Source organism: Yoonia maricola (assembly GCF_002797915.1).
Lineage (GTDB): Bacteria > Pseudomonadota > Alphaproteobacteria > Rhodobacterales > Rhodobacteraceae > Yoonia > Yoonia maricola.
On the sequence record NZ_PGTY01000001.1, the window covers coordinates 855301 to 874501 of the forward strand.

Annotated in this window: 19 protein-coding genes; 10 read left to right on the forward strand and 9 right to left on the reverse strand. The window is 57.3% G+C overall.

Annotated elements, in window-relative coordinates; genetic code table 11:
* Window positions 1-56 precede the first annotated feature (56 nt).
* From lptF to rsmA, 6 genes are read left to right on the forward strand one after another with little or no spacing between them, the layout of a single operon-like run.
* Entirely contained in the window at window positions 57-1166 is a 1110-nt protein-coding gene (lptF, locus tag BC777_RS04275; RefSeq protein ID WP_100367994.1) for an LPS export ABC transporter permease LptF, read from the forward strand.
* Window positions 1163-2257, forward strand: coding sequence for an LPS export ABC transporter permease LptG (gene lptG / locus BC777_RS04280; protein WP_100366894.1), 1095 nt, complete (start codon window positions 1163-1165; stop codon window positions 2255-2257). Before lptF ends, lptG begins: the two co-directional genes overlap by 4 nt.
* A complete protein-coding gene (locus tag BC777_RS04285) occupies window positions 2257-4356 on the forward strand; it encodes an LPS-assembly protein LptD (protein ID WP_100366895.1) in 2100 nt (699 codons plus the stop codon). Before lptG ends, BC777_RS04285 begins: the two co-directional genes overlap by 1 nt.
* A gap of 19 nt (window positions 4357-4375) precedes the next feature.
* Window positions 4376-5584, forward strand: a complete 1209-nt coding sequence (locus tag BC777_RS04290; RefSeq protein WP_110590632.1) for a peptidylprolyl isomerase — start codon at window positions 4376-4378, stop codon at window positions 5582-5584.
* Complete coding sequence (gene pdxA, locus BC777_RS04295; RefSeq protein ID WP_100366897.1) at window positions 5584-6540, forward strand: 4-hydroxythreonine-4-phosphate dehydrogenase PdxA; 957 nt, start codon at window positions 5584-5586, stop codon at window positions 6538-6540. Before BC777_RS04290 ends, pdxA begins: the two co-directional genes overlap by 1 nt.
* Window positions 6533-7369, forward strand: coding sequence for a 16S rRNA (adenine(1518)-N(6)/adenine(1519)-N(6))-dimethyltransferase RsmA (gene rsmA / locus BC777_RS04300; RefSeq protein WP_100366898.1), 837 nt, complete (start codon window positions 6533-6535; stop codon window positions 7367-7369). Before pdxA ends, rsmA begins: the two co-directional genes overlap by 8 nt.
* Here the strand turns inward: rsmA and BC777_RS04305 are convergent.
* The 8 genes from BC777_RS04305 to BC777_RS04340 form a co-directional block, all read right to left on the reverse strand.
* Window positions 7325-7945 (reverse strand): P-loop NTPase family protein, encoded by a 621-nt coding sequence (locus tag BC777_RS04305; RefSeq protein ID WP_100366899.1) that lies wholly within the window; start codon window positions 7943-7945, stop codon window positions 7325-7327. The genes rsmA and BC777_RS04305 overlap by 45 nt on opposite strands.
* A complete protein-coding gene (locus tag BC777_RS04310) occupies window positions 7945-8451 on the reverse strand; it encodes a DUF4167 domain-containing protein (protein ID WP_100366900.1) in 507 nt (168 codons plus the stop codon). The genes BC777_RS04305 and BC777_RS04310 overlap by 1 nt, the downstream gene beginning before the upstream one ends.
* 231 nt (window positions 8452-8682) lie before the next feature.
* Window positions 8683-9498 (reverse strand): peptide chain release factor N(5)-glutamine methyltransferase, encoded by an 816-nt coding sequence (gene prmC / locus BC777_RS04315; RefSeq protein ID WP_100366901.1) that lies wholly within the window; start codon window positions 9496-9498, stop codon window positions 8683-8685.
* Window positions 9499-9509: 11 nt separating this feature from the next.
* Window positions 9510-10565, reverse strand: coding sequence for a peptide chain release factor 1 (prfA, locus tag BC777_RS04320; RefSeq protein ID WP_100366902.1), 1056 nt, complete (start codon window positions 10563-10565; stop codon window positions 9510-9512).
* 18 nt (window positions 10566-10583) lie between these two features.
* On the reverse strand, window positions 10584-11015 hold the full coding sequence (locus BC777_RS04325) for a DUF1499 domain-containing protein (RefSeq protein WP_311135467.1): 432 nt from the start codon (window positions 11013-11015) through the stop codon (window positions 10584-10586).
* A gap of 53 nt (window positions 11016-11068) precedes the next feature.
* Entirely contained in the window at window positions 11069-12010 is a 942-nt protein-coding gene (speB, locus tag BC777_RS04330; protein ID WP_100366903.1) for an agmatinase, read from the reverse strand.
* A complete protein-coding gene (gene speB, locus BC777_RS04335) occupies window positions 12010-12978 on the reverse strand; it encodes an agmatinase (protein ID WP_100366904.1) in 969 nt (322 codons plus the stop codon). Before speB (BC777_RS04335) ends, speB (BC777_RS04330) begins: the two co-directional genes overlap by 1 nt.
* A gap of 65 nt (window positions 12979-13043) precedes the next feature.
* Entirely contained in the window at window positions 13044-14201 is a 1158-nt protein-coding gene (locus tag BC777_RS04340) for an amidohydrolase (RefSeq protein ID WP_100367996.1), read from the reverse strand.
* Window positions 14202-14391: 190 nt separating this feature from the next.
* Here BC777_RS04340 and BC777_RS04345 point away from each other — a divergent pair, with 190 nt between their 5' ends.
* The 4 genes from BC777_RS04345 to BC777_RS04360 all read left to right on the forward strand — a co-directional run bounded on the left by BC777_RS04345 (window position 14392) and on the right by BC777_RS04360 (window position 17356).
* Window positions 14392-15039 (forward strand): outer membrane protein, encoded by a 648-nt coding sequence (locus BC777_RS04345; protein ID WP_100366905.1) that lies wholly within the window; start codon window positions 14392-14394, stop codon window positions 15037-15039.
* Window positions 15040-15125: 86 nt separating this feature from the next.
* On the forward strand, window positions 15126-15725 hold the full coding sequence (locus tag BC777_RS04350; protein WP_100366906.1) for an outer membrane protein: 600 nt from the start codon (window positions 15126-15128) through the stop codon (window positions 15723-15725).
* 72 nt (window positions 15726-15797) lie between these two features.
* Window positions 15798-16616, forward strand: a complete 819-nt coding sequence (mazG, locus tag BC777_RS04355) for a nucleoside triphosphate pyrophosphohydrolase (protein ID WP_100366907.1) — start codon at window positions 15798-15800, stop codon at window positions 16614-16616.
* Window positions 16617-16639: 23 nt separating this feature from the next.
* Window positions 16640-17356: an SDR family NAD(P)-dependent oxidoreductase gene (locus BC777_RS04360; RefSeq protein ID WP_100366908.1), complete on the forward strand. Its 717-nt coding sequence runs from the start codon at window positions 16640-16642 to the stop codon at window positions 17354-17356.
* On the opposite strand, the gene BC777_RS04365 is transcribed toward BC777_RS04360, so the two are convergent.
* On the reverse strand, window positions 17353-19161 hold the full coding sequence (locus BC777_RS04365; RefSeq protein WP_100366909.1) for an ABC-F family ATP-binding cassette domain-containing protein: 1809 nt from the start codon (window positions 19159-19161) through the stop codon (window positions 17353-17355). The genes BC777_RS04360 and BC777_RS04365 overlap by 4 nt on opposite strands.
* Window positions 19162-19201 lie beyond the last annotated feature (40 nt).

The following is a 19201-nucleotide window of genomic DNA, read 5'->3' on the forward strand; positions in this document are numbered from 1 at the left end:
AAAGAAACGTACGGGCACCACAAAGGACATCCTATTTGGCGCGGTTTGACAGATATATGTTGTCGCAACTGATGGTGTTGTTTGGCTTCTTCAGCCTTGTGCTGATCCTAATCTACTGGATCAACCGGGCAGTTGTGTTGTTTGATCAGTTGATCGCTGACGGACAGTCTGCCGGTGTTTTTCTTGAATTCACGGCGCTATCACTCCCGTCCGTCATGCGGCTGGCCCTACCGCTGGCAGCCTTTGCTGCGGCTGTTTACGTCACCAACCGCATGTCAACAGAATCAGAACTGACTGTCGTGCAGGCTACAGGTTACTCCCCGTTTCGTCTGGCCCGCCCGGTCCTCTTCTTTGGGATCATCGTGGCCCTCATGATGTCAGCGCTGATGCATTTTCTAGTGCCCATGAGCAGCGCGCGCTTAGCCGAACGACAAGCAGAGATCGCGCAAAACATCACCACACGCCTGTTGACGGAAGGGCAGTTTCTGGAACCCGTCAAAGGGATCACCTTCTATATTCGCGAAATTACCCCAGGGGGCGAGTTGCAGGATATCTTCTTGTCTGACAGCCGTTCTGAAAGCGAACAGCTTACCTATACAGCGTCCAAGGCCTTTTTGGTGCGCGACAATGATACAACCCAGTTGGTGATGCTGGACGGGATGGTCCAAACACTGCGCACAGAAAACCAACGCTTGTTCACGACCACCTTTGATGACTTTGCCTATAACATCAGCAACCTGATCGTTGACGATCAAGGCGGGGGGCGCCGCGACTCGCATCTGTTTACATGGGAGCTGTTAAACCCCACCCCTGCACTTGAAGAGGAAACGGGACGCGACGCCGCGCGCCTGATTGCGCGCGGACATGACAGGTTCAGTCAATCGATCCTGGGTATCGTGGCCGCACTCTTGGGGTTTTCTGCGCTGATGGTCGGCGGTTACAGCCGCTTTGGTGTGTGGAAACAGATCATCGGCGCTATTTTTCTGATCATCGTGGTGAAGGCCGTCGAAACCACCGGCCTGCGCATCGCCCGCAGCGACCCGCAGCTTTGGATGGTAACCTATCTGCAAAGTGCGGTCGGCTTTGTGATAATCTGGTTCCTGTTGTTCTGGGCCAGCCGCCCCTATCTGTTCAAACGTCGGATCAAAGAGATGGCCGCGTCATGATCCTGCATCGTTACTTTGCGCGCCGTTTTCTGCGCACGTTTCTGGGCGTGGGCATGGTGTTTTTTCTGATCATGCTTTTTGTTGATCTGGTCGATCAACTGCGGCGCTTTGGCGGCGATGATGCGAGCTTTGCCGATCTTTTGATGTTGAGCTTGCTGAATATTCCCCAGGCCTTCTACGCGATCCTGCCATTGATCATGATCCTTGCAACAATTGCACTCTTTCTCAGCTTGTCGCGGTCGTCCGAAATGGTCGTGACACGGGCCGCAGGCCGCTCTGCGCTTCACTCGCTACTGGCCCCGCTGACGGTGGCTTTGCTGCTGGGCATTTTTGCGGTCGGGGTCATGAACCCCATCGTCGCAGGCACATCGAAAGAGTACGAGGCGCGCAGCGACGCATTGCGCGGCAGTAGCTCTGTGCTGTCTTTTGGCTCATCGGGTCTATGGTTGCGTCAGGGCAACGAGACCGGTCAGGCCGTTATTCGCGCGCAAAGCGCCAATCTTGACGGCACGCGCCTGACAGATGTGACCTTTCTGACATTCGCGCCCGATGGCAGCCCCACCGCGCGGATCAACGCGGCCTCAGCCGAATTGATTACAGGCGCATGGGTCTTGCGCGATACAAAATCGTGGCAGCTTGCCGGTGTCACCACGCCAGAGGCAAGCGCTGTCGCAGAACCTGAGCGCACGATCCAATCCACATTGACCCCTGACCAGATCAGAGACAGCTTTGGCACCCCATCGTCCATTCCTATCTGGGAATTGCCCGCCTTCATTGACCGGCTGCAAACGGCAGGCTTTTCGGCACAGCGCCATTTGGTCTGGTTTCATACTGAACTGGCCTTGCCCATTTTTCTGGTCTCCATGGTGCTGATCGGTGCGAGCTTCACCCTGCGCCACCAACGTGGCGGGCGCACGGGGCTGATGGTGATGTTTGCCGTTATATTGGCCTTTGTCACCTATTTCATCCGCAACTTCGCGCTGGTTCTGGGCGAAAATGGTCAATTGCCCGCGCTTTTAGCAGCGTGGGCGCCACCCTTTGCAGCCATCGGGATTTCGATGGGGTTTCTGCTCCACAATGAGGATGGATAATGCGCGTCCTCTCGATGTTGTTTTTACTATTGGCACCAGTGGTGGCCAGCGCCCAAGGTGCGGCCACTTTGGTGGCCGACAGGGTTGAACTGAATGGGGAAGATCAACTGATCGCCAGCGGCAATGTCGAAGTACTGTTTGACGGCAACCGCCTGACAGCCAGCCAGATCACCTATGATGAGCCAAGCGACACGCTGCGGATTTTGGGCCCGATTGTTATTCAGGCCAATGACGGCACCATTTTAACAGCAGATAGCGCGACATTGGACCCACGGCTTGAAAACGGGATACTGCAAAGCGCGCGGATCGTTTTGGATCAACAACTGCAATTGGCCGCCTACCAGATTGATCAACGCGATGGCCGGTTTTCACAGCTTTATAAAACCACCGCTACATCCTGCCGGGTTTGCGGCACGGCCCCCCCACTATGGGATATCCGCGCCGAACGAGTCGTTTATGACGAGCAAGAGCAACAAATCTACTTCAGCAACGCCACCCTGCGGGTAAAAGGTACGCCAATCCTTTGGTTGCCGCAAATGCGCCTGCCCGACCCTGACCTTGAACGATCCACTGGACTGCTGGTGCCCGAACAGCGCAACACCACACAACTGGGTTTCGGTGTAAAGCTGCCGTATTTCATCACGCTCGGTGATCATCGGGATCTGACCATCACACCCTATCTATCGTCCGAGACCACCACACTGGAGTTGCGCTACAGACAGGCTTTCGCCACAGGCGATATCACAGTTGAGGGGGCGATCAGTGACGATACCGTTGTGGACGGAAACCGCTCTTATCTGTTTGCAGAAGGGACATTTTATCTTGGCGACAGCTATCAGCTGATCTTTGACCTCGAAACGGTCAGCGACAAGGCGTATCTGGTTGACTATGATTATGCAGACAAAGACCGGCTGGACAGTGCGGTTCAACTGCTGCGGGTCGATGATGACACTCTCTATAATGCACGCCTGACCTATTATCAGACCTTGCTTGATGACGAAGACAATGCATCGTTGCCCCCGATTGTTGCAGATATATCCTATGAAACCAGTTGGGAGCCAACCTTTGGCGGTATTCTACGCTATGGGACAAGCTTTGATCTGGCCTACCGGACCGATGACACGGACGGCGACGACGGACGCGATGTCAGCCGGATCGGAGCGGATGGTAGCTGGTCTGACAGCTGGGTTCTGCCCCACGGCGTGCTGGCCGAAGCACAGATCGGTTTGCGCGCGGACGTTTATGTTGTTGATGATGACGATGACTTCGCTGACGAAGACCTACGTGTCGCCCCCACCACGGGGTTTACTTTGCGTTGGCCGCTGGCACGGTTGGGCAACAATGGGACATCGCACCTGCTTGAACCCGTGGTAAGCCTGAGTTGGTCTGACAGCTATGGCGCTACGCCCCCCAACGAAGACAGCCTGCGCACCGAACTGGATTGGGCGAACCTGACCGCAGCATCGCGTTTTGCAGGGGAAGACCGCATTGAAACAGGCGCGCAGGCCGCCGCAGGGCTGCAATGGACACGGTTTGGCGCTGGCGGCGTGACATCAACCGTCAGCTTTGGACGCATCATCAGGCAGGAAACGCAGGACGGATTTACAGCAACATCAGGGTTGGACGGGAAAAACTCTGACTGGCTTGTCGCCGGCCAAATTACGGCGCCCGGCGGGTTCCTGATCGATGCGCGCAGCCTGTGGGACGACGATGACGGGCTTACCGTAGCTGACAGCAGGGTTGCATGGCAAAATGACCGGGTATCGCTTGGGGCCAACTATGTATGGTTAGGCCCCGATGCCGACGAAGACCGCACGAGCACAATTTCAGAATGGGAGGTTGACGCTGCCTTTGATCTGAACACGACATGGACGCTAGAGGTTGACGGACGCTATGATGTCGCCGCAGATGAGCCAATAAGCGCCGGAATGGGCCTTGAATGGCAAAACGAATGCGTGACCGTGACCGTTTCGGCCTCGCGCCGCTTCACGTCTTCCAGTACGGTTGATGCAACAACGACTTATGGGATAAGCGGCACTATCGGGAGCTTTGATGCAGGGCAAACAACCGGTAGCACGGCAACAGGATGCGGATACTAGACGAATGAAGAGTTTCAGGATGCTTAAAGGACAGATAGCTGCCGTGATAGCGGCACTTTGCATGTGTACAGGCGCGCTCGCTCAAGGCCAGTTGACCCCGGTGATCACCGTCAATGACAGGGTAATCACCCAATATGAGCTGACACAGCGGATCCGCCTGCTTGAGGTGTTCCGCACCCCCGGCGATCTGAACGAAGCAGCCCGCACCGCCCTGATCGAAGATCGCTTAAAGCAGCAGGAAATGGCGCGCTTTGGGGTCGCAGTGTCCGAAGCTGCACTGCAGCAAGCGATGGAAGAATTTGCCGGACGGGCCAATATGAACTTGCCGCAGTTCACTCAGGTCTTGGCGCAAAATAACATTGATATCAGCACCTTGCGTGACTTTGTCGAAGTGGGAATCCTTTGGCGCGATTTTGTAAGGTCGCGGTTTAACCGCGAGGTCAACATCACCGATGCCGATATCGAACGGGCCATTGCCCAGCAGGGCAATACGTCATCACAACTTGAAGTGCTGTTGAGCGAAATTATCATTGCGCCGCCAGCAGGCCGCGAGGCGGACGCACGCCAAGCCGCTGAGCAAATCTCGCGGATGCGGTCGTTTGCAGATTTCGAGGCGGCGGCACGTCAGGTATCGGCACTGCCCTCACGTGAAAATGGCGGGAGACTGGACTGGACGCCGGTGAATAACTTCCCGCCGCAGATTCGCAGCATTGTGCTTGATTTGGAACCAGGCGAGGTCACCGACCCCATCGAAATCCCAAATGCCATCGCGTTGTTCCAGTTGCGCGGCACGCGTGAGGCCGTTCAGGCCGCCCCAACACCGGTCAGCATCGAATATGCCGCATACTATATCCCCGGCGGGCGCAGCGATGCGGGGCTGACACAGGCAGCTACTGTGCGTGATCAGGTCGATACCTGTGATGATCTCTATGGCGTAGCGCGCAACCAACCTGTCGAGGTATTAGACCGCCTGACCGAGGCACCTGCAGCCATCTCAAATGACGTCGCCCTTGAACTAGCCCGGCTTGATCCCGGCGAAGTGTCCTATAATCTGACCCGCGACAATGGTGAAACACTGGTGTTCCTGATGCTATGCGCGCGCAACAATGCAGGTGCGGATGGCATTAATCGGGAGGGCATCCGCAACCAAATCCGCGGTCAGCGACTGACCGCACTTGCCGACGCTCTACTTGAGGATCTGCGGGCCTCTGCCGTCATCCGCCCCTGATGCAACCTATTGCGATCAGTTGCGGTGAACCGGCGGGGATCGGGCCTGAAATCGCTGTTATGGCCTGGCAGGCTCTTAAAAACGAAGTGCCCCTGCTCTGGCTAGGTGATCCACAACATCTGCCTGAGGGCACGGATTACCACGCCGCCACGGACCCGGCTGATATCCACCCGTTCAAACTGACCGTTCTGGCACGCGACTTCGGCAGCCTCGCCACGCCCGGACGCCCTAATCCCGCCCATGCCAGTGGCGTAATCAGTGCGATCGCAGATAGTGTGGCCTTGGTGCAATCAGGAGCGGCCCGCGCCCTTTGCACGGCGCCGATCCACAAGGCCGCGCTGATTGATGGTGCTGACTTCGCATACCCCGGACATACTGAATATCTTGCCGCATTGGCAGGCACCGATCAGGTGGTGATGATGTTGGCTTGCGACGCACTCCGGGTGGTGCCCACCACCATCCACATCGCGCTGGCAGAGGTCCGCAACGCACTGACCGCCAGCTTGCTCACTGATACATTGCTGATCACACACGCAGCCCTGCGCCGCGACTTTGGCATCACCAAGCCGCGCATCGCCGTTGCAGGCCTCAACCCGCACGCAGGCGAAGACGGCAAGATGGGCTGTGAGGAGATCGAGATGATCACGCCCGTGCTAAACGCACTGCGTGCGCAAGGCATGGACATCGCCGGGCCGATGTCAGCCGATACAATGTTCTACGCCGGTGCTCGCAAAAACTATGACGTCGCCGTCTGCATGTATCACGATCAGGCACTGATCCCGATCAAGACACTCGATTTTTCCGGCGGCGTGAACGTCACCCTTGGCCTGCCCTTCATCCGCACATCGCCCGACCACGGCACAGCATTTGATATCGCGGGACAAGGCCGCGCCGACGCCACCTCCATGATCGCCGCCATCCGCATGGCCGCACAAATGGCCGACGCCCGTGATTGACGACCTGCCACCCCTGCGCGAGGTGATCGCGACCCATGATCTTGCCGCAAAGAAATCGCTCGGTCAGAACTTTCTGCTGGACCTCAACCTCACCGCCAAGATTGCACGGCTTGCAGGCGACCTGTCGGGCGCGGATGTTCTCGAAATCGGGCCCGGTCCGGGCGGCCTGACCCGCGGTCTACTGGCGGAAGGCGCGCGCCGGGTACTGGCGATCGAGAAAGACCCACGCTGTATGCCTGCCTTGGCAGAAATCGCCGCCGCCTACCCCGACAGGCTGCAAGCCATCAACGGCGACGCGCTCACGGTAAACCCGCTTGAACACCTGACACAACCTATCAAAATTGCAGCCAACCTGCCCTATAACGTCGGCACCGAACTGCTGGTGCGTTGGCTGACACCACCAGACTGGCCGCCCTTCTGGCACAGCCTGACGCTGATGTTTCAACGCGAGGTCGCCCAAAGGATAGTCGCAGCACCCGGTAGCAAGGCATACGGTCGGCTGGCGCTGCTGGCCCAATGGCGCAGTGATCCAAAAATCGTGATGGACCTACCACCAGAGGCGTTCAGCCCGCCGCCCAAAGTCAACTCAGCCGTGGTACACCTGACGGCCCTACCCACACCACGATACCCCGCAGACCCTGGCACATTGAACAAAGTGGTCGCAGCGGCGTTCAACCAGCGGCGCAAAATGCTGCGCTCAGCACTTAAATCCGTCAGCCCCGATATCGAAGACCACTTGATCGCCGCCGGGATCAAACCCACCGAACGGGCCGAACAGGTGGGGCTAGAAGCCTTCTGCGCCTTGGCACGCAGCCTTCAGAAAGCCTGATACTGCGGCCTTGGTTCTCAACCTGACCACTGGTCCGCCATACCCAGACAAAGCCGCCTCTATTGCGGCCTCAAAACGCGCGCCGCCCATCAGGGCGCGTGTAAAGAACCGCAATTGGCGCGGACCGGGCCAATCCCGGTTGCCATCAGGATGTTCCGGCCGGTTGCGCCCCAAATAATACATACTGCGACGAAAGATACGCCACGCCCGCAATCCCGGTGACGTGTCACACCAGACCACCAGCGTTGCACTGTTCAGTACCTCATTTGACAAAATCGACGGCCCCCCTTCGAGGACCCAACGATCACCAGCCAAAGCCATCTTACGCCGTGACGCGACCTCAGCCTGCGGGCGGTGCTGCCAACGGGTCAAAAGCGCCAACGCGTCGTTATGAATAACGGGGATGTCATATTGTTCCGCAATCTGCCTTGCCAACCATGTCTTGCCAGCACCATTCGCACCAACCACAATGGCCCGCTCAAACACCTCTGTCTTTCTTCGTCCAATCAAACTTCCGCCGGAGGCATCCCCATCTGTCCAAAGAAAAAGCCCCCCGAAATCGGAGGGCTTTATCATCACTCTGCAGCCTCAGGCGCATTGCCCTCATCAGGCACGTTGCGCGGCTTGCGTGGCCTGCGCGGTTTGCGCGGTTTTTCTTCGGGCGTCTCAACCAACCCGCTCTCGCCTGCGTCAGCCGCCACATCGGGCTGATCCATGATGGCCGGATCGCCTGCGGCAGCCTCTTGCGCTTTCAAACGCTCTTGGCGTTCGCGGTCACGCTCGGCCTGACGCTGGCGGTTTTGCTCTTCCTGCTCTTCGCGTTTGGCCTCGACCTCGCGCTGCGCTTCGGCCAGCATGCGGGTGTAGTGTTCTGCGTGTTGGGCAAAGTTCTCGGCATCCACCCGGTCGCCAGATAAAACGGCGTCGCGGTGAAGCTGATTGTATTTTTCAATAATCTGCTGCGGGGTGCCGCGCACCTTGCCGTCTGGGCCAGAGCTGTCAAACACCCGGTTAATGATGTTTCCGCCCGAGGGCCGGTTATTGCGGTTCTTATTCCGCGACCGTGACTTCGATGATCTCATGTAAGTGCTTTCAAGCCTTTGGCTGTCGTTACGCTAAACCACATCGCGCTCTCTATGCGCGTTTTTTTCTCGGAGCCTTGCAAAAATGTCTGGCAACTCATCGGGGGGAGGTCAGTGGCGAGCCTCGTCCCATCCAATGGCTACTGAATAAACATGTGGGTGGGGCCAAGACAAGGCTAAAGTGAAAAAAAGGCGCTATTTGCCGCTTGTTGGGCGGGTCTTGGCCTGAATTTACGGCTTTCGCGCCTCTACAACCCGGTCGCGATGATCAAGGTCCGGGATCACGCGAATCTGCTGCAACTCTGCGTCTCGCATCATCTCAGACACAGCCTCAGCCTGCGTCGCCCCGATCTCGACAATCAGGCGCCCGCCCGGTGTCAGGTAGTCGGGCGCTCCGGCGATGATCTTATTATAAGCGGTCAGGCCGTCGGCTTCGTCGGTGAGTGCTATGCGGGGTTCATGCAAGCAGACCTCTGGTTGCAGATCGTCCATTTCATCAGCCGCAATGTAGGGCGGGTTGGCGACAATCAGATCAAATGGATCTCTGATCGCCGCCATCCAATCGCTTTGTACAAATCTGACGCGCGCTTGCACGCCATGCCGTTGGGCATTGCACGAGGCAATCGTTAATGCAGCAGATGATGCATCTCCACCGATGCCCGTGGCCTTTGGGTTCTCGGCCAGCAATGTAACCAAGATACACCCTGACCCTGTTCCCAAGTCCAAAACCCGCTCAAACGGGTCGCGCAACGCCACCTCAATCAGCGTCTCGGTCTCAGGCCGCGGATCCAGCACATCCTTGGTAACCTGAAAACTGCGGCCATAGAAATCACGCGTTCCTATCAAATGCGACACAGGTTCAAACTGCGCACGCCGGGCAATCAGCGCGTCAAAACGGGTGGCAACCTCCTCTGTCACATCCTCAGACAGGATCAAGGTCACGCGGCTGGCATCCACACCGGATGCATAAGCGAAAAGCTTGCGCGCATCCCGCGCGCTGTCGGACACACCGGCAGCGGCCAATTGCTTAACAGCCATGGCCAGCATCTGGCTGCCTGTCACGCGCCCATTTCCGCCAGCAACGTCGCTTGCGCATCGGCTTGCAAGGCGCTCACGATTTCTTCCAGATCGCCCTGCATCACCTGCCCCAGCGAATAAAGCGTCAGGTTAATGCGGTGGTCCGTCATCCGCCCCTGCGGAAAATTATAGGTCCTGATCCGCTCGGATCGATCCCCCGACCCCACCTGGGCCTTACGATCAGCAGAGCGTTCATCATCAACCTTCTGCCGTTCCAGATCAAACAGCCTGGTCTTGAGCACCTGCATCGCGATCTCGCGGTTGCGGTGCTGCGATTTCTCGGAGCTCACGACGATAATCCCGGTCGGCTCATGCAAAATCCGCACAGCAGAATCCGTCGTATTCACGTGCTGCCCGCCGGACCCCGACGCGCGCATCGTATCAATCCGAATATCGCTTGGATTGATTTCAATATCCACATCCTCGGCCTCTGGCAGCACCGCGACGGTGGCGGCGGAGGTATGGATGCGCCCCCCGCTTTCTGTCTCGGGCACACGCTGCACGCGGTGCACGCCGCTCTCGTATTTCATCTTGGCAAAGACGCCGTCGCCCACGATACGGGCGACAACCTCTTTCACGCCGCCCAATTCGCTCAGACTTTCTTCCAATATCTCAAACCGCCACCCCTGCTTTTCAGCATAGCGCTGGTACATGCGCAGCAGATCGGCAGCAAAAAGACCCGCCTCATCGCCCCCCGTCCCCGGTCTGATCTCCAACAGCGCAGGGCGCGCATCCGCGGCATCTTTCGGCAAAAGCGCAAGCTGCACATCATGCTCAGACGCCGCCAAAGCCGCCTTCAGGTCTGGCAGTTCGGCCTCGGCCAATTCCTTCATCTCGGGGTCCGCCAGCATCGCTTCAGCATCTTCAATCTGCTGAACCAGCGCTTTATAGGCCGTCACCGTCTCAACCACAGGGCGTAGTTCAGCATATTCCTTGCCCAAGGCTGCAATCTCATTGCCAGCCGAACCATCAGCCATCTTCGCCTCCAGAAACTGGAACCGGTCGATCAGCTGTTCAATTCTATCCGAGGCAATCATGGTTAACCGCTTGGCTGATCACAACGGCGCGGTCAAGGGGCCAAGCGTTTCCAGCCAACCCGCAATCCGGGCCTTGTTCACACCCAGATCCGAACGGCCAAACCGCAATCGGCCATAGATTACCAAGAGATCACCCTGCACCGCTACGGTTGTGTGATCGGGAAAGCCCCACAGGGCCGAACGCGTTTGAAAGGTAATCATGCCTTCGCCAACGCTGCCTGCGATCAGTTTGGTGCGCGGCGTCGCCAGCGCGCGTTGTTCGATGGCAGTCAAAACCTCGGCTGCGGGGGCCGTGATCCGGCGGACCGCACGAAAGGACCCTTCGCCGACATGATCACCGGGCTCTGCCGCATCGGGCATCTGGTGCCATCGCGCCGCATCTGTCGGCGCAAACCGGACATAGGCCATCAACCCAAGGATCAGGACCACAAGTAGGATCAGGATGCGCAAGATATCTCTCCGTCTGTCAACTGTACGTACAGCATCTGTACGCTGTCTGTACGCTATCTGTACGGCACGCCCGGCAGGATCGACAGCATCTCGAACATCAGGTTCGCCCCGGTCAGCGCCGTATTGCCCGAGGTATCATAAGGCGGCGAGACTTCAACCAAATCGCAGCCTACGATGTTCAAACCGCGCAGGCCGCGGATCAGTTCCATCGCTTGCGGGGTCGTCAGACCGCCGATTTCCGGCGTACCGGTGCCGGGGGCATAGGCCGGATCGAGACTGTCGATGTCGTAGGTGATGTAACACGGTTGATCACCAATTTTCGCTTTGATATCAGTGGCCAAGGGTGTCAGCGACTTATGCCATAGGTCCGGCGCCAGGTATTGATTGAAGCCCCAACCAGCAGCTTCGGTAAAGTCATCTGCCGTGTAGCCTGTGCCACGTAACCCGATCTGAAACACCTTGTCCGGCGTGATAAGCTTTTCTTCATAGGCGCGACGGAAAACAGTGCCGTGCGTTTCACGTTCACCAAACATCTCATCGTTCACATCGGCATGAGCATCTACATGCACCAAGGCCAGCGGCCCGTGCTTTTCAGCCACCGCACGAAGCACCGGCAAGGTCAACGTATGGTCCCCACCAAGGGTCATAGGAATGAAATTACACTTTAAATATGCGGTGTAAGTTTCTGTAATAATGCGGATACTCTCACTCAGAGAAAAGGTATTAATCGCCACATCACCTAGGTCTGCACATTGCAATGCATCGAATGGTGCCGCCCCCGTTTGGATGTTGTAAGGTCGGATCATCGCCGATTGCTCACGCAGCTGCTTTGGCCCCATCCGCGTGCCAGAGCGCCATGACGTGCCGATATCCATGGGGATACCAATGAAGCCCACGTCAAGCCCCTCTGCCGTCTCGGCCTCAGGCAAGCGCATAAAGGTCTGCGGCCCGGAAAAGCGTGCCAAGTCATTGCCGGATATAGGCTGGTTCGGCATCACTTTTTCCTTCTATTCCAAAGCGCAAGACAGCACAGCTCCATCGCGACATGAGCGCCTGCAATGGCGGTCGCACCGGTGGTGTCATAAGGCGGCGATACCTCAACCACATCGCCACCCACCATATTGATGCCCGCTATGTCACGCAGCATCGCTGCGGCCTGCCAAGAGGCCAGACCACCCCAAACGGGCGTTCCCGTACCCGGTGCAAAGGCCGGGTCCAGCGCATCAATATCGAAGCTCACGTAAGCCGGATGATCCCCCACCCGCGCCTTGATCTGATCGGCCACCCAGGCACTGCCCTTTTCATGACAGGTGCGGGCATCGATGTAAGGCATGCCCAGATAATCCTCACATTCTGTGCGAATACCAATCTGGATCGAGCGGGTCACATCCACAACGCCCAGCTTCACGGCCTTGTACATCATCGTGCCGTGATCAATGCGGGCCATGTCATCGTCGGGCCATAGGTCAGAATGGGCATCAAACTGCACCACAGACAGGGGGCCATATTTCTCAGCATAAGCGCGCAAAATCGGCAACGTGATAAAGTGATCGCCACCCAAAGTGATCGTCCCGCACCCTTGCGCCAGAATGCCCGCGATATGGGCCTGCAACAGGTCCGGCACGCCCGGCACATCGGCATAATCAAAGGGCATATCGCCATAATCCGCGATGGCAAATTCGCTCAACGGATCAAACCCATCCCAGCCATAAGGCGGATCAAAGGGTTGCAGGCTGGACGCTTCCCGGATCGCGCGCGGACCAAACCGGGTGCCGGGGCGGTGTGTCACCGCCTGATCAAACGGCACGCCCGTCACAGCCAGATCAAACCCGGTCAAATCCTTGGTGTAGGCGCGGCGCAAGAACGACGTCGCTCCGCCAAAGGCGTTCTCATAGGCCAGCCCGCGGGGATCGCCGCCTGCAAACGCCCGATCAGCCGTATCTCTCGCTTTACTTAATGTCACCGCCCCACCTCTTTCTTCGTCCAATCAAACTTCCGCCGGAGGCTCCGACGCCTGTAAGGCAAAACCTATCCAACGGGTAACGCGCGCTCCACCAAACGCGCAAAATATGACGCCCCAGCAGGCGCTGCCGCATCGGCAAAATCATAGGCAGGATGATGCAAACCCGCGCTGTCACCATTGCCAATAAAAAGATAAGCGCCGGGGCGTTGTTCAAGGAAATAGGCAAAATCCTCCGCCCCCATTTCATATTGGCGCGTATCATCAACATCGGGTGAAACTTCGCGTGCGACATCGGCTGCAAATGCAGTTTTCGCGGCATCATTGATCGTCGCCGGATAGCCGTATTCATAAACCAGTTCTGCCTGCACGTTATAGGCAGCAGCATGCCCATTCACGATCTCGGTCAGGCGCTTATGCACCATCGCTCGTGTCTCTTTTGACATCGTGCGGATCGTGGCGTTGATATAGGCCTTATCGGGAATGATATTGTCCGCAGTGCCGGTATGGATCTGTGTGACGGAAATCACCAAATCCTCATAGGCTTTGTTGTTGCGGCTCACGATGGTCTGGATTGCATTTACCATGCCAACTGCGGCCACAACGGGGTCAGCAGTCTCGTAAGGATAAGCGCCATGTCCACCTATGCCTGTGATGTGGATATGCACAGTGTCAACGGCCGCCAAAATCGGGCCGGGGGTCGTATAAAAGGTCCCGACCGCGTCACCGGGGCCACTGTGCAGCGCGTAGACTTCCTGAACATCAAACCGATCAAGAACGCCCTCTTGCACCATCACCTGACCGCCACCACCGCCCTCTTCGGCGGGTTGAAAAATCAGCGCAACACTGCCTGCAAAATTGCGGGTTTCAGCCAGATAGCGCGCCGCGCCCAACAACATGGTTGTATGCCCATCATGACCGCAGGCGTGCATCTTGCCATGAACGGTTGAGGCATAGGGCAACCCTGTTTCTTCTTGCATCGGCAGCGCATCCATATCGGCACGCAATCCAATCGTCGGGCCAGCCGCCTTGCCGTTGATAATCGCGACCACACCAGAGGTGGCGATCCCCTCATGGATTTCATCCACGCCAAAGTCCTGTAATCTTTCCACGACGAATTTGGCGGTTTCAAAACATGCGAACTGCAACTCCGGGTGCATGTGTAAATGCCTGCGCCACGCAGTCATGTCTTCGGCAAAATCGGCGATACGATTGATAATAGGCATGGCGGGTCCGTTGGTCTCTTTGGTTGCCCGCACAGTTGACCGCAACATAACTGCCTGCGCAATGGCCGATCCGCAGCTACGCCCCGAAAATAAAATCGTCTGTCGCGGGAATAGATCTGACAGCCCGCGCGTATTGCCTTCTAAGGACGGCATTTTCGCGGTCCTGCATCACATATAACAGGAATGAAGCATGCTCAAACGTACAAAGGCTCGCGCCACCTTTCGCACAGCGCTCAAACAAACAGCGCTGGCCGCTGTTTTTCTTTCACCTACGGTCGCCTCGGCTGACTGGAGCGGCGGTTACGCTGGTCTGCAATTGGATGCATTGGTTGGTGACGATGTTTTCGTTACAACCATTTTCGAAGGCATCGCTGTGCCGGAAGACTCTCTCGAAGTAGACACCGTCTTTTCCGGTTTTGCTGGCTATCAGCTTCAGCAAGGCGACTTTGTCATCGGCGGCGAACTCGCGATCGGACAAGCCAACGGCCTGACAGCTGATGGCTTTGACAGCATTGCAACCGACGCCCGCCTCATCGATATCAAAGCGCGTGTTGGGTATGATCTGGGTGAAACTCTGATTTACGGCGTTGCTGGCTTTTCCCAGTCGCGCCTGCTTGATGTTGACGAAGAGGAAGACTTTCTAGGCCTCGATCTCGATACATCAACCGGGGTCAACTACGGCTTCGGCGTAGACTATCGGATCACTAACCAGTTCACTGTCGGCGCTGAGTATCTGATCCGTGATTTGGCGACTGAAGATGAATTCGATGAATTTACTTCGGTACGCATCGATTCAAAAGTCGAATCACTGGGCATTCGTGCCGCGTATAACTTCTAAAATGCGCGCCGCACCTTGTGGGCAGTCGCTTGGACGCCTGCAAGGTGCTTGCGCATTGCGCAGCGGCATTCACAAGGATAACGACCATGAAAAAGAAACCTATTTCTTTCAAAAATAGCTTTGCGACGACATGCCTGCTTATGGCCTGGCTCCCGTCAGCTGGCCTGGCCGACTGGAGCGGTGGTTACGCCGGGCTGTCGCTGGGTCAATCGACATCCGGCGAAATGAGCGCCGATGATGAGGGATTTACGGACGTCTCAACATTCGAAACTGACCCGATTTTGAGCGCCTTTGGCGGGTATCAAATCCAGCAGGGCCTGATCATCTACGGCGGTGAAATCGAGATTGCGCGACAGACCAATGTGGATCAACGTTTTGACGACGGCGATGAGCTTAGCTTTGACGCAAGCTTTATCGATCTCAAGGCGCGGGCCGGATATGATCTTGGTTATAGCATGGTCTATGGGGTCTTGGGGTATTCACAAGTCAACGCGGAAGCTGCGGCTGGCGAAGATGTCGACTTTGACGGTGCAAGTTTTGGGCTTGGTGTTGATTATCAATTCAACGATCAATTCACGCTTGGTGCCGAGTATCTTGCGCGGCGGACCACTGGCACAAACGATGACGGTATTGATGCAGATGTGGACTTTGACACGCTCGCCGTGCGCGCATCGTTCAACTTCTAAGCTGTCCCGCAGCTTGTACCTTGGCGCGCCGTCTGCATTTCGCTAGCGTCGCGCCAACCGATGCGAGGTGCCATGACCGAAAACCCGTTAATCCACGACCCGCATGGCGGCATGCCCCGCCTGCTGGAAATCATGCGCCGCCTGCGCGACCCTGAAACCGGATGTCCTTGGGATATCGAACAGGACTTCAACACCATCGCCCCCTACACCATCGAAGAGGCCTATGAGGTCGCTGATGCCATTGCCCGCAGCGATTGGGACGAGTTGGAAGGCGAATTGGGCGATCTGTTGTTACAAACCGTCTATCACAGCCAGATGGGGACCGAGGCAGGTCATTTCACCTTTGACAGCGTCGTCCGCAACATCAGCGACAAAATGGTCGCCCGCCACCCGCATGTCTTCGGCGATGCCTCGCGGGATAAATCGGCGGAACAGCAAACCGCCGATTGGGAAAAGATCAAAGCGGCAGAACGCGCCGGTAAGGCACAGCAACGTACGCTTGATGGCGTAGCGCTTGGTTTGCCGGGCCTGACGCGCGCGGTGAAGCTGCAAAAACGGATGGCGCGGGTTGGCTTTGACTGGGACAAAACAGACAGCGTTCTGGATAAGATTGTCGAAGAAAGCCGCGAATTGGTTGAAGCGCGCGACCAGCTTTCGCAGGATGAGGTTGAAGCCGAATTTGGCGATCTGATTTTTGTGATGGCAAATCTGGCGCGCCATCTGGGCGTCGACCCAGAAGCCGCCGTGCGCCGCACCAATGCCAAAGTGGAGCGGCGCTTTGCAGCAATCGAAGACCGGCTTGCGGCCTTGGGAAAGACGCCCAATCAAAGTGATCTGGCCGAGATGGACGCTTTGTGGGATCAGGTAAAAGCCGCCGAAAAAGACGCATGATAAGGGCATAACGGAAGGTTGCGATGCAAATGAAGGATGTCAGCGCCATCATCACCGGTGGCGCTTCGGGTTTGGGTGCCGCGACGGCAGAGGCCTTTGTTGCGGCGGGTGCCACTGTCACGATCTTTGACCGTGATCGCGCAGGTGCAGACTTTGCCAACCGCATCGGTGCGGCATTTGCACAGGTGGACGTGACGGATGAAACCAGCGTGACCGCCGGTCTTGATCAGGCCGGTGCCATCAATGTCGCGATCAACTGCGCAGGCATTGCCACCGCCGAAAAGACGCTGGGGCGCGACGGGCCGCATCGGCAGGACAGCTTTACGCGCACTATCGATATCAACCTCAACGGCACGTTTAATGTGGCCCGGTTGGCAGCGGCACGCATAGGCCCCGGTGGTGTGATCATCAACACCGCCTCGGTCGCGGCCTTTGATGGGCAAAAAGGTCAGGCAGCCTATGCCGCCTCCAAGGCCGGGATTGCGGGGCTATCGCTGCCCATGGCACGCGACCTGGCGCGTAACGGGATACGCGTGATGGCGATTGCGCCAGGGATTTTCCGCACACCGATGCTGGAAAGTCTGGGCCAAGAGGTGATGGATGGATTGGCCCAAGACGTGACCTACCCTGCCCGGCTGGGTGATCCGGCAGAGTTTGCAGCCCTCGCGCGGTTTATCGTGGAGTGCGACTATCTGAACGGGACAACCATCCGTCTGGATGGCGCGCTGCGGATGCCTTAGCCGGCTGCTTTTTCTTCGAGGATTAACCATTCGTCTTCCGCTTCGGATAGCGCGGTTTGACGGGCAACCAAGGCTTCCGTGGCCTTTTGAAACTTCACTGGTTGCTTAGTGAACAACTCGGGATCAGCAAGTAGCTCTTCGAGTTTCGCAATCTCCGCAGTGATCGTATCAATCAAATCCGGCAACTCTTCCAATCGGTGCTTTTCGGTGAACGATAGTCCCGTCACCACCTTCTTTTCCGCAGGTTTTTCCTTCTTGGCCAATGGCTTGCTTGCCTGTTTCGCCTCAACAAAATCGCCGCCCCGTTGCGCGCGATAGTCCGACCAGCCACCGGCATAGACCACGGCCTGCCCGTTGCCTTCCATCGCGATGGTCGTGGTCGCAACCCGGTCCAGAAAGTCACGATCGTGACTGACCAGAAGCACAGTACCATCATAATCGCCAAGGATGTCCTGCAACAGATCCAACGTCTCAATGTCCAGATCGTTGGTTGGTTCGTCTAGCACCAACAAGTTGCTTTCCCGCGCCATCAGCCGCGCCAGCAAGAGACGTGCTTTTTCGCCACCCGACAATGACCGGACCGGTGCGCGCGCTTGGGCTTCGTTGAACAGAAACTCTTTCAGGTAGCCCACAACATGTTTGGGATTGCCCCGCACCATCACCTGATCAGACTTGCCTGACACGCCCAGTTCAGGGTCATTGGCCAGATTTTCCCACAAGGTCATCTCTTCGTTCAGCGCCGCGCGGGTCTGGTCAAAGACCGCAATATCTAGGTTTGTACCCAGTTTGACCGATCCTTCGTCAGGGGCCACCTGCCCCAGTAGCATCTTGATCAACGTCGTTTTCCCAACACCATTGGGACCAACAAAGGCGATCCGGTCGCCGCGTTGCACGGTCAGATCAAAATTCCTGACAATAGATTTGCCGTCAAAGGTTTTGGTCAGGCCAAAGGCCTCCATCACCTTTTTGCCAGAAGTGCTGCCGCCATCAAAGGCCATCGCCGCTGTGCCCTGCCGCGTGATTTGTGCGGCCCGCTGTGCGCGCAATTCCTGCAAGGCACGCACACGGCCTTGGTTGCGCTTGCGCCGGGCCGAGATGCCTTCGACGGCCCAACGCGCCTCGGCCTTGATCTTGCGGTTCAGCTTGTGGCGCTGCTGGTCTTCTTCTTCCCAGATCTTGTCGCGCCAGCCTTCGAAATGTTCAAACCCTTGTTCGGCCCGGCGCACCTGTCCCCGGTCGATCCACAGCGTTGCGCGGGTGAGCGCGCGCAAGAATGCGCGGTCGTGGCTGATCAGGACAAATCCTGCGCGGGTCGCCTTAAGCTCGTTTTCAAGCCAGGCAATCGCCTCGATATCCAAGTGGTTGGTCGGCTCGTCCAACAACATCAGCTCTGGCGCTTCTGCCATCAGCTTGGCCAATGCCGCGCGCCTGCGTTCCCCGCCAGACGCTGTATTCACATCGCCTGCAGGGTCAAATTTCAGACCTTCGGCGACCATATCCACCTTATAGGCCTCATCAATATCTAACCCGCTGGACGCATAGTCACCCAAAGTGGCGAAACCGGCCATCGTCGGGTCTTGCTCCATGTACCCTACCTGCACGCCGGGGGCGGCCACGCGGGTGCCGCTGTCGGGCAGTACCAGTCCCGCCATGACCTTCATCAACGTTGATTTACCTGATCCGTTGCGGCCGACGAGGGCGACACGATCCCCCGGTTGGACAATCAAAGACAGGTCTTCAAAAACAGGATCGCCACCAAAGGTCAGCGCAATGTCAGAGACTTGGAGAAGCGGAGTTTTAGCCATGCTTGCGTGGCTATGACAGTGACGTGATAAGCGCAAGTGA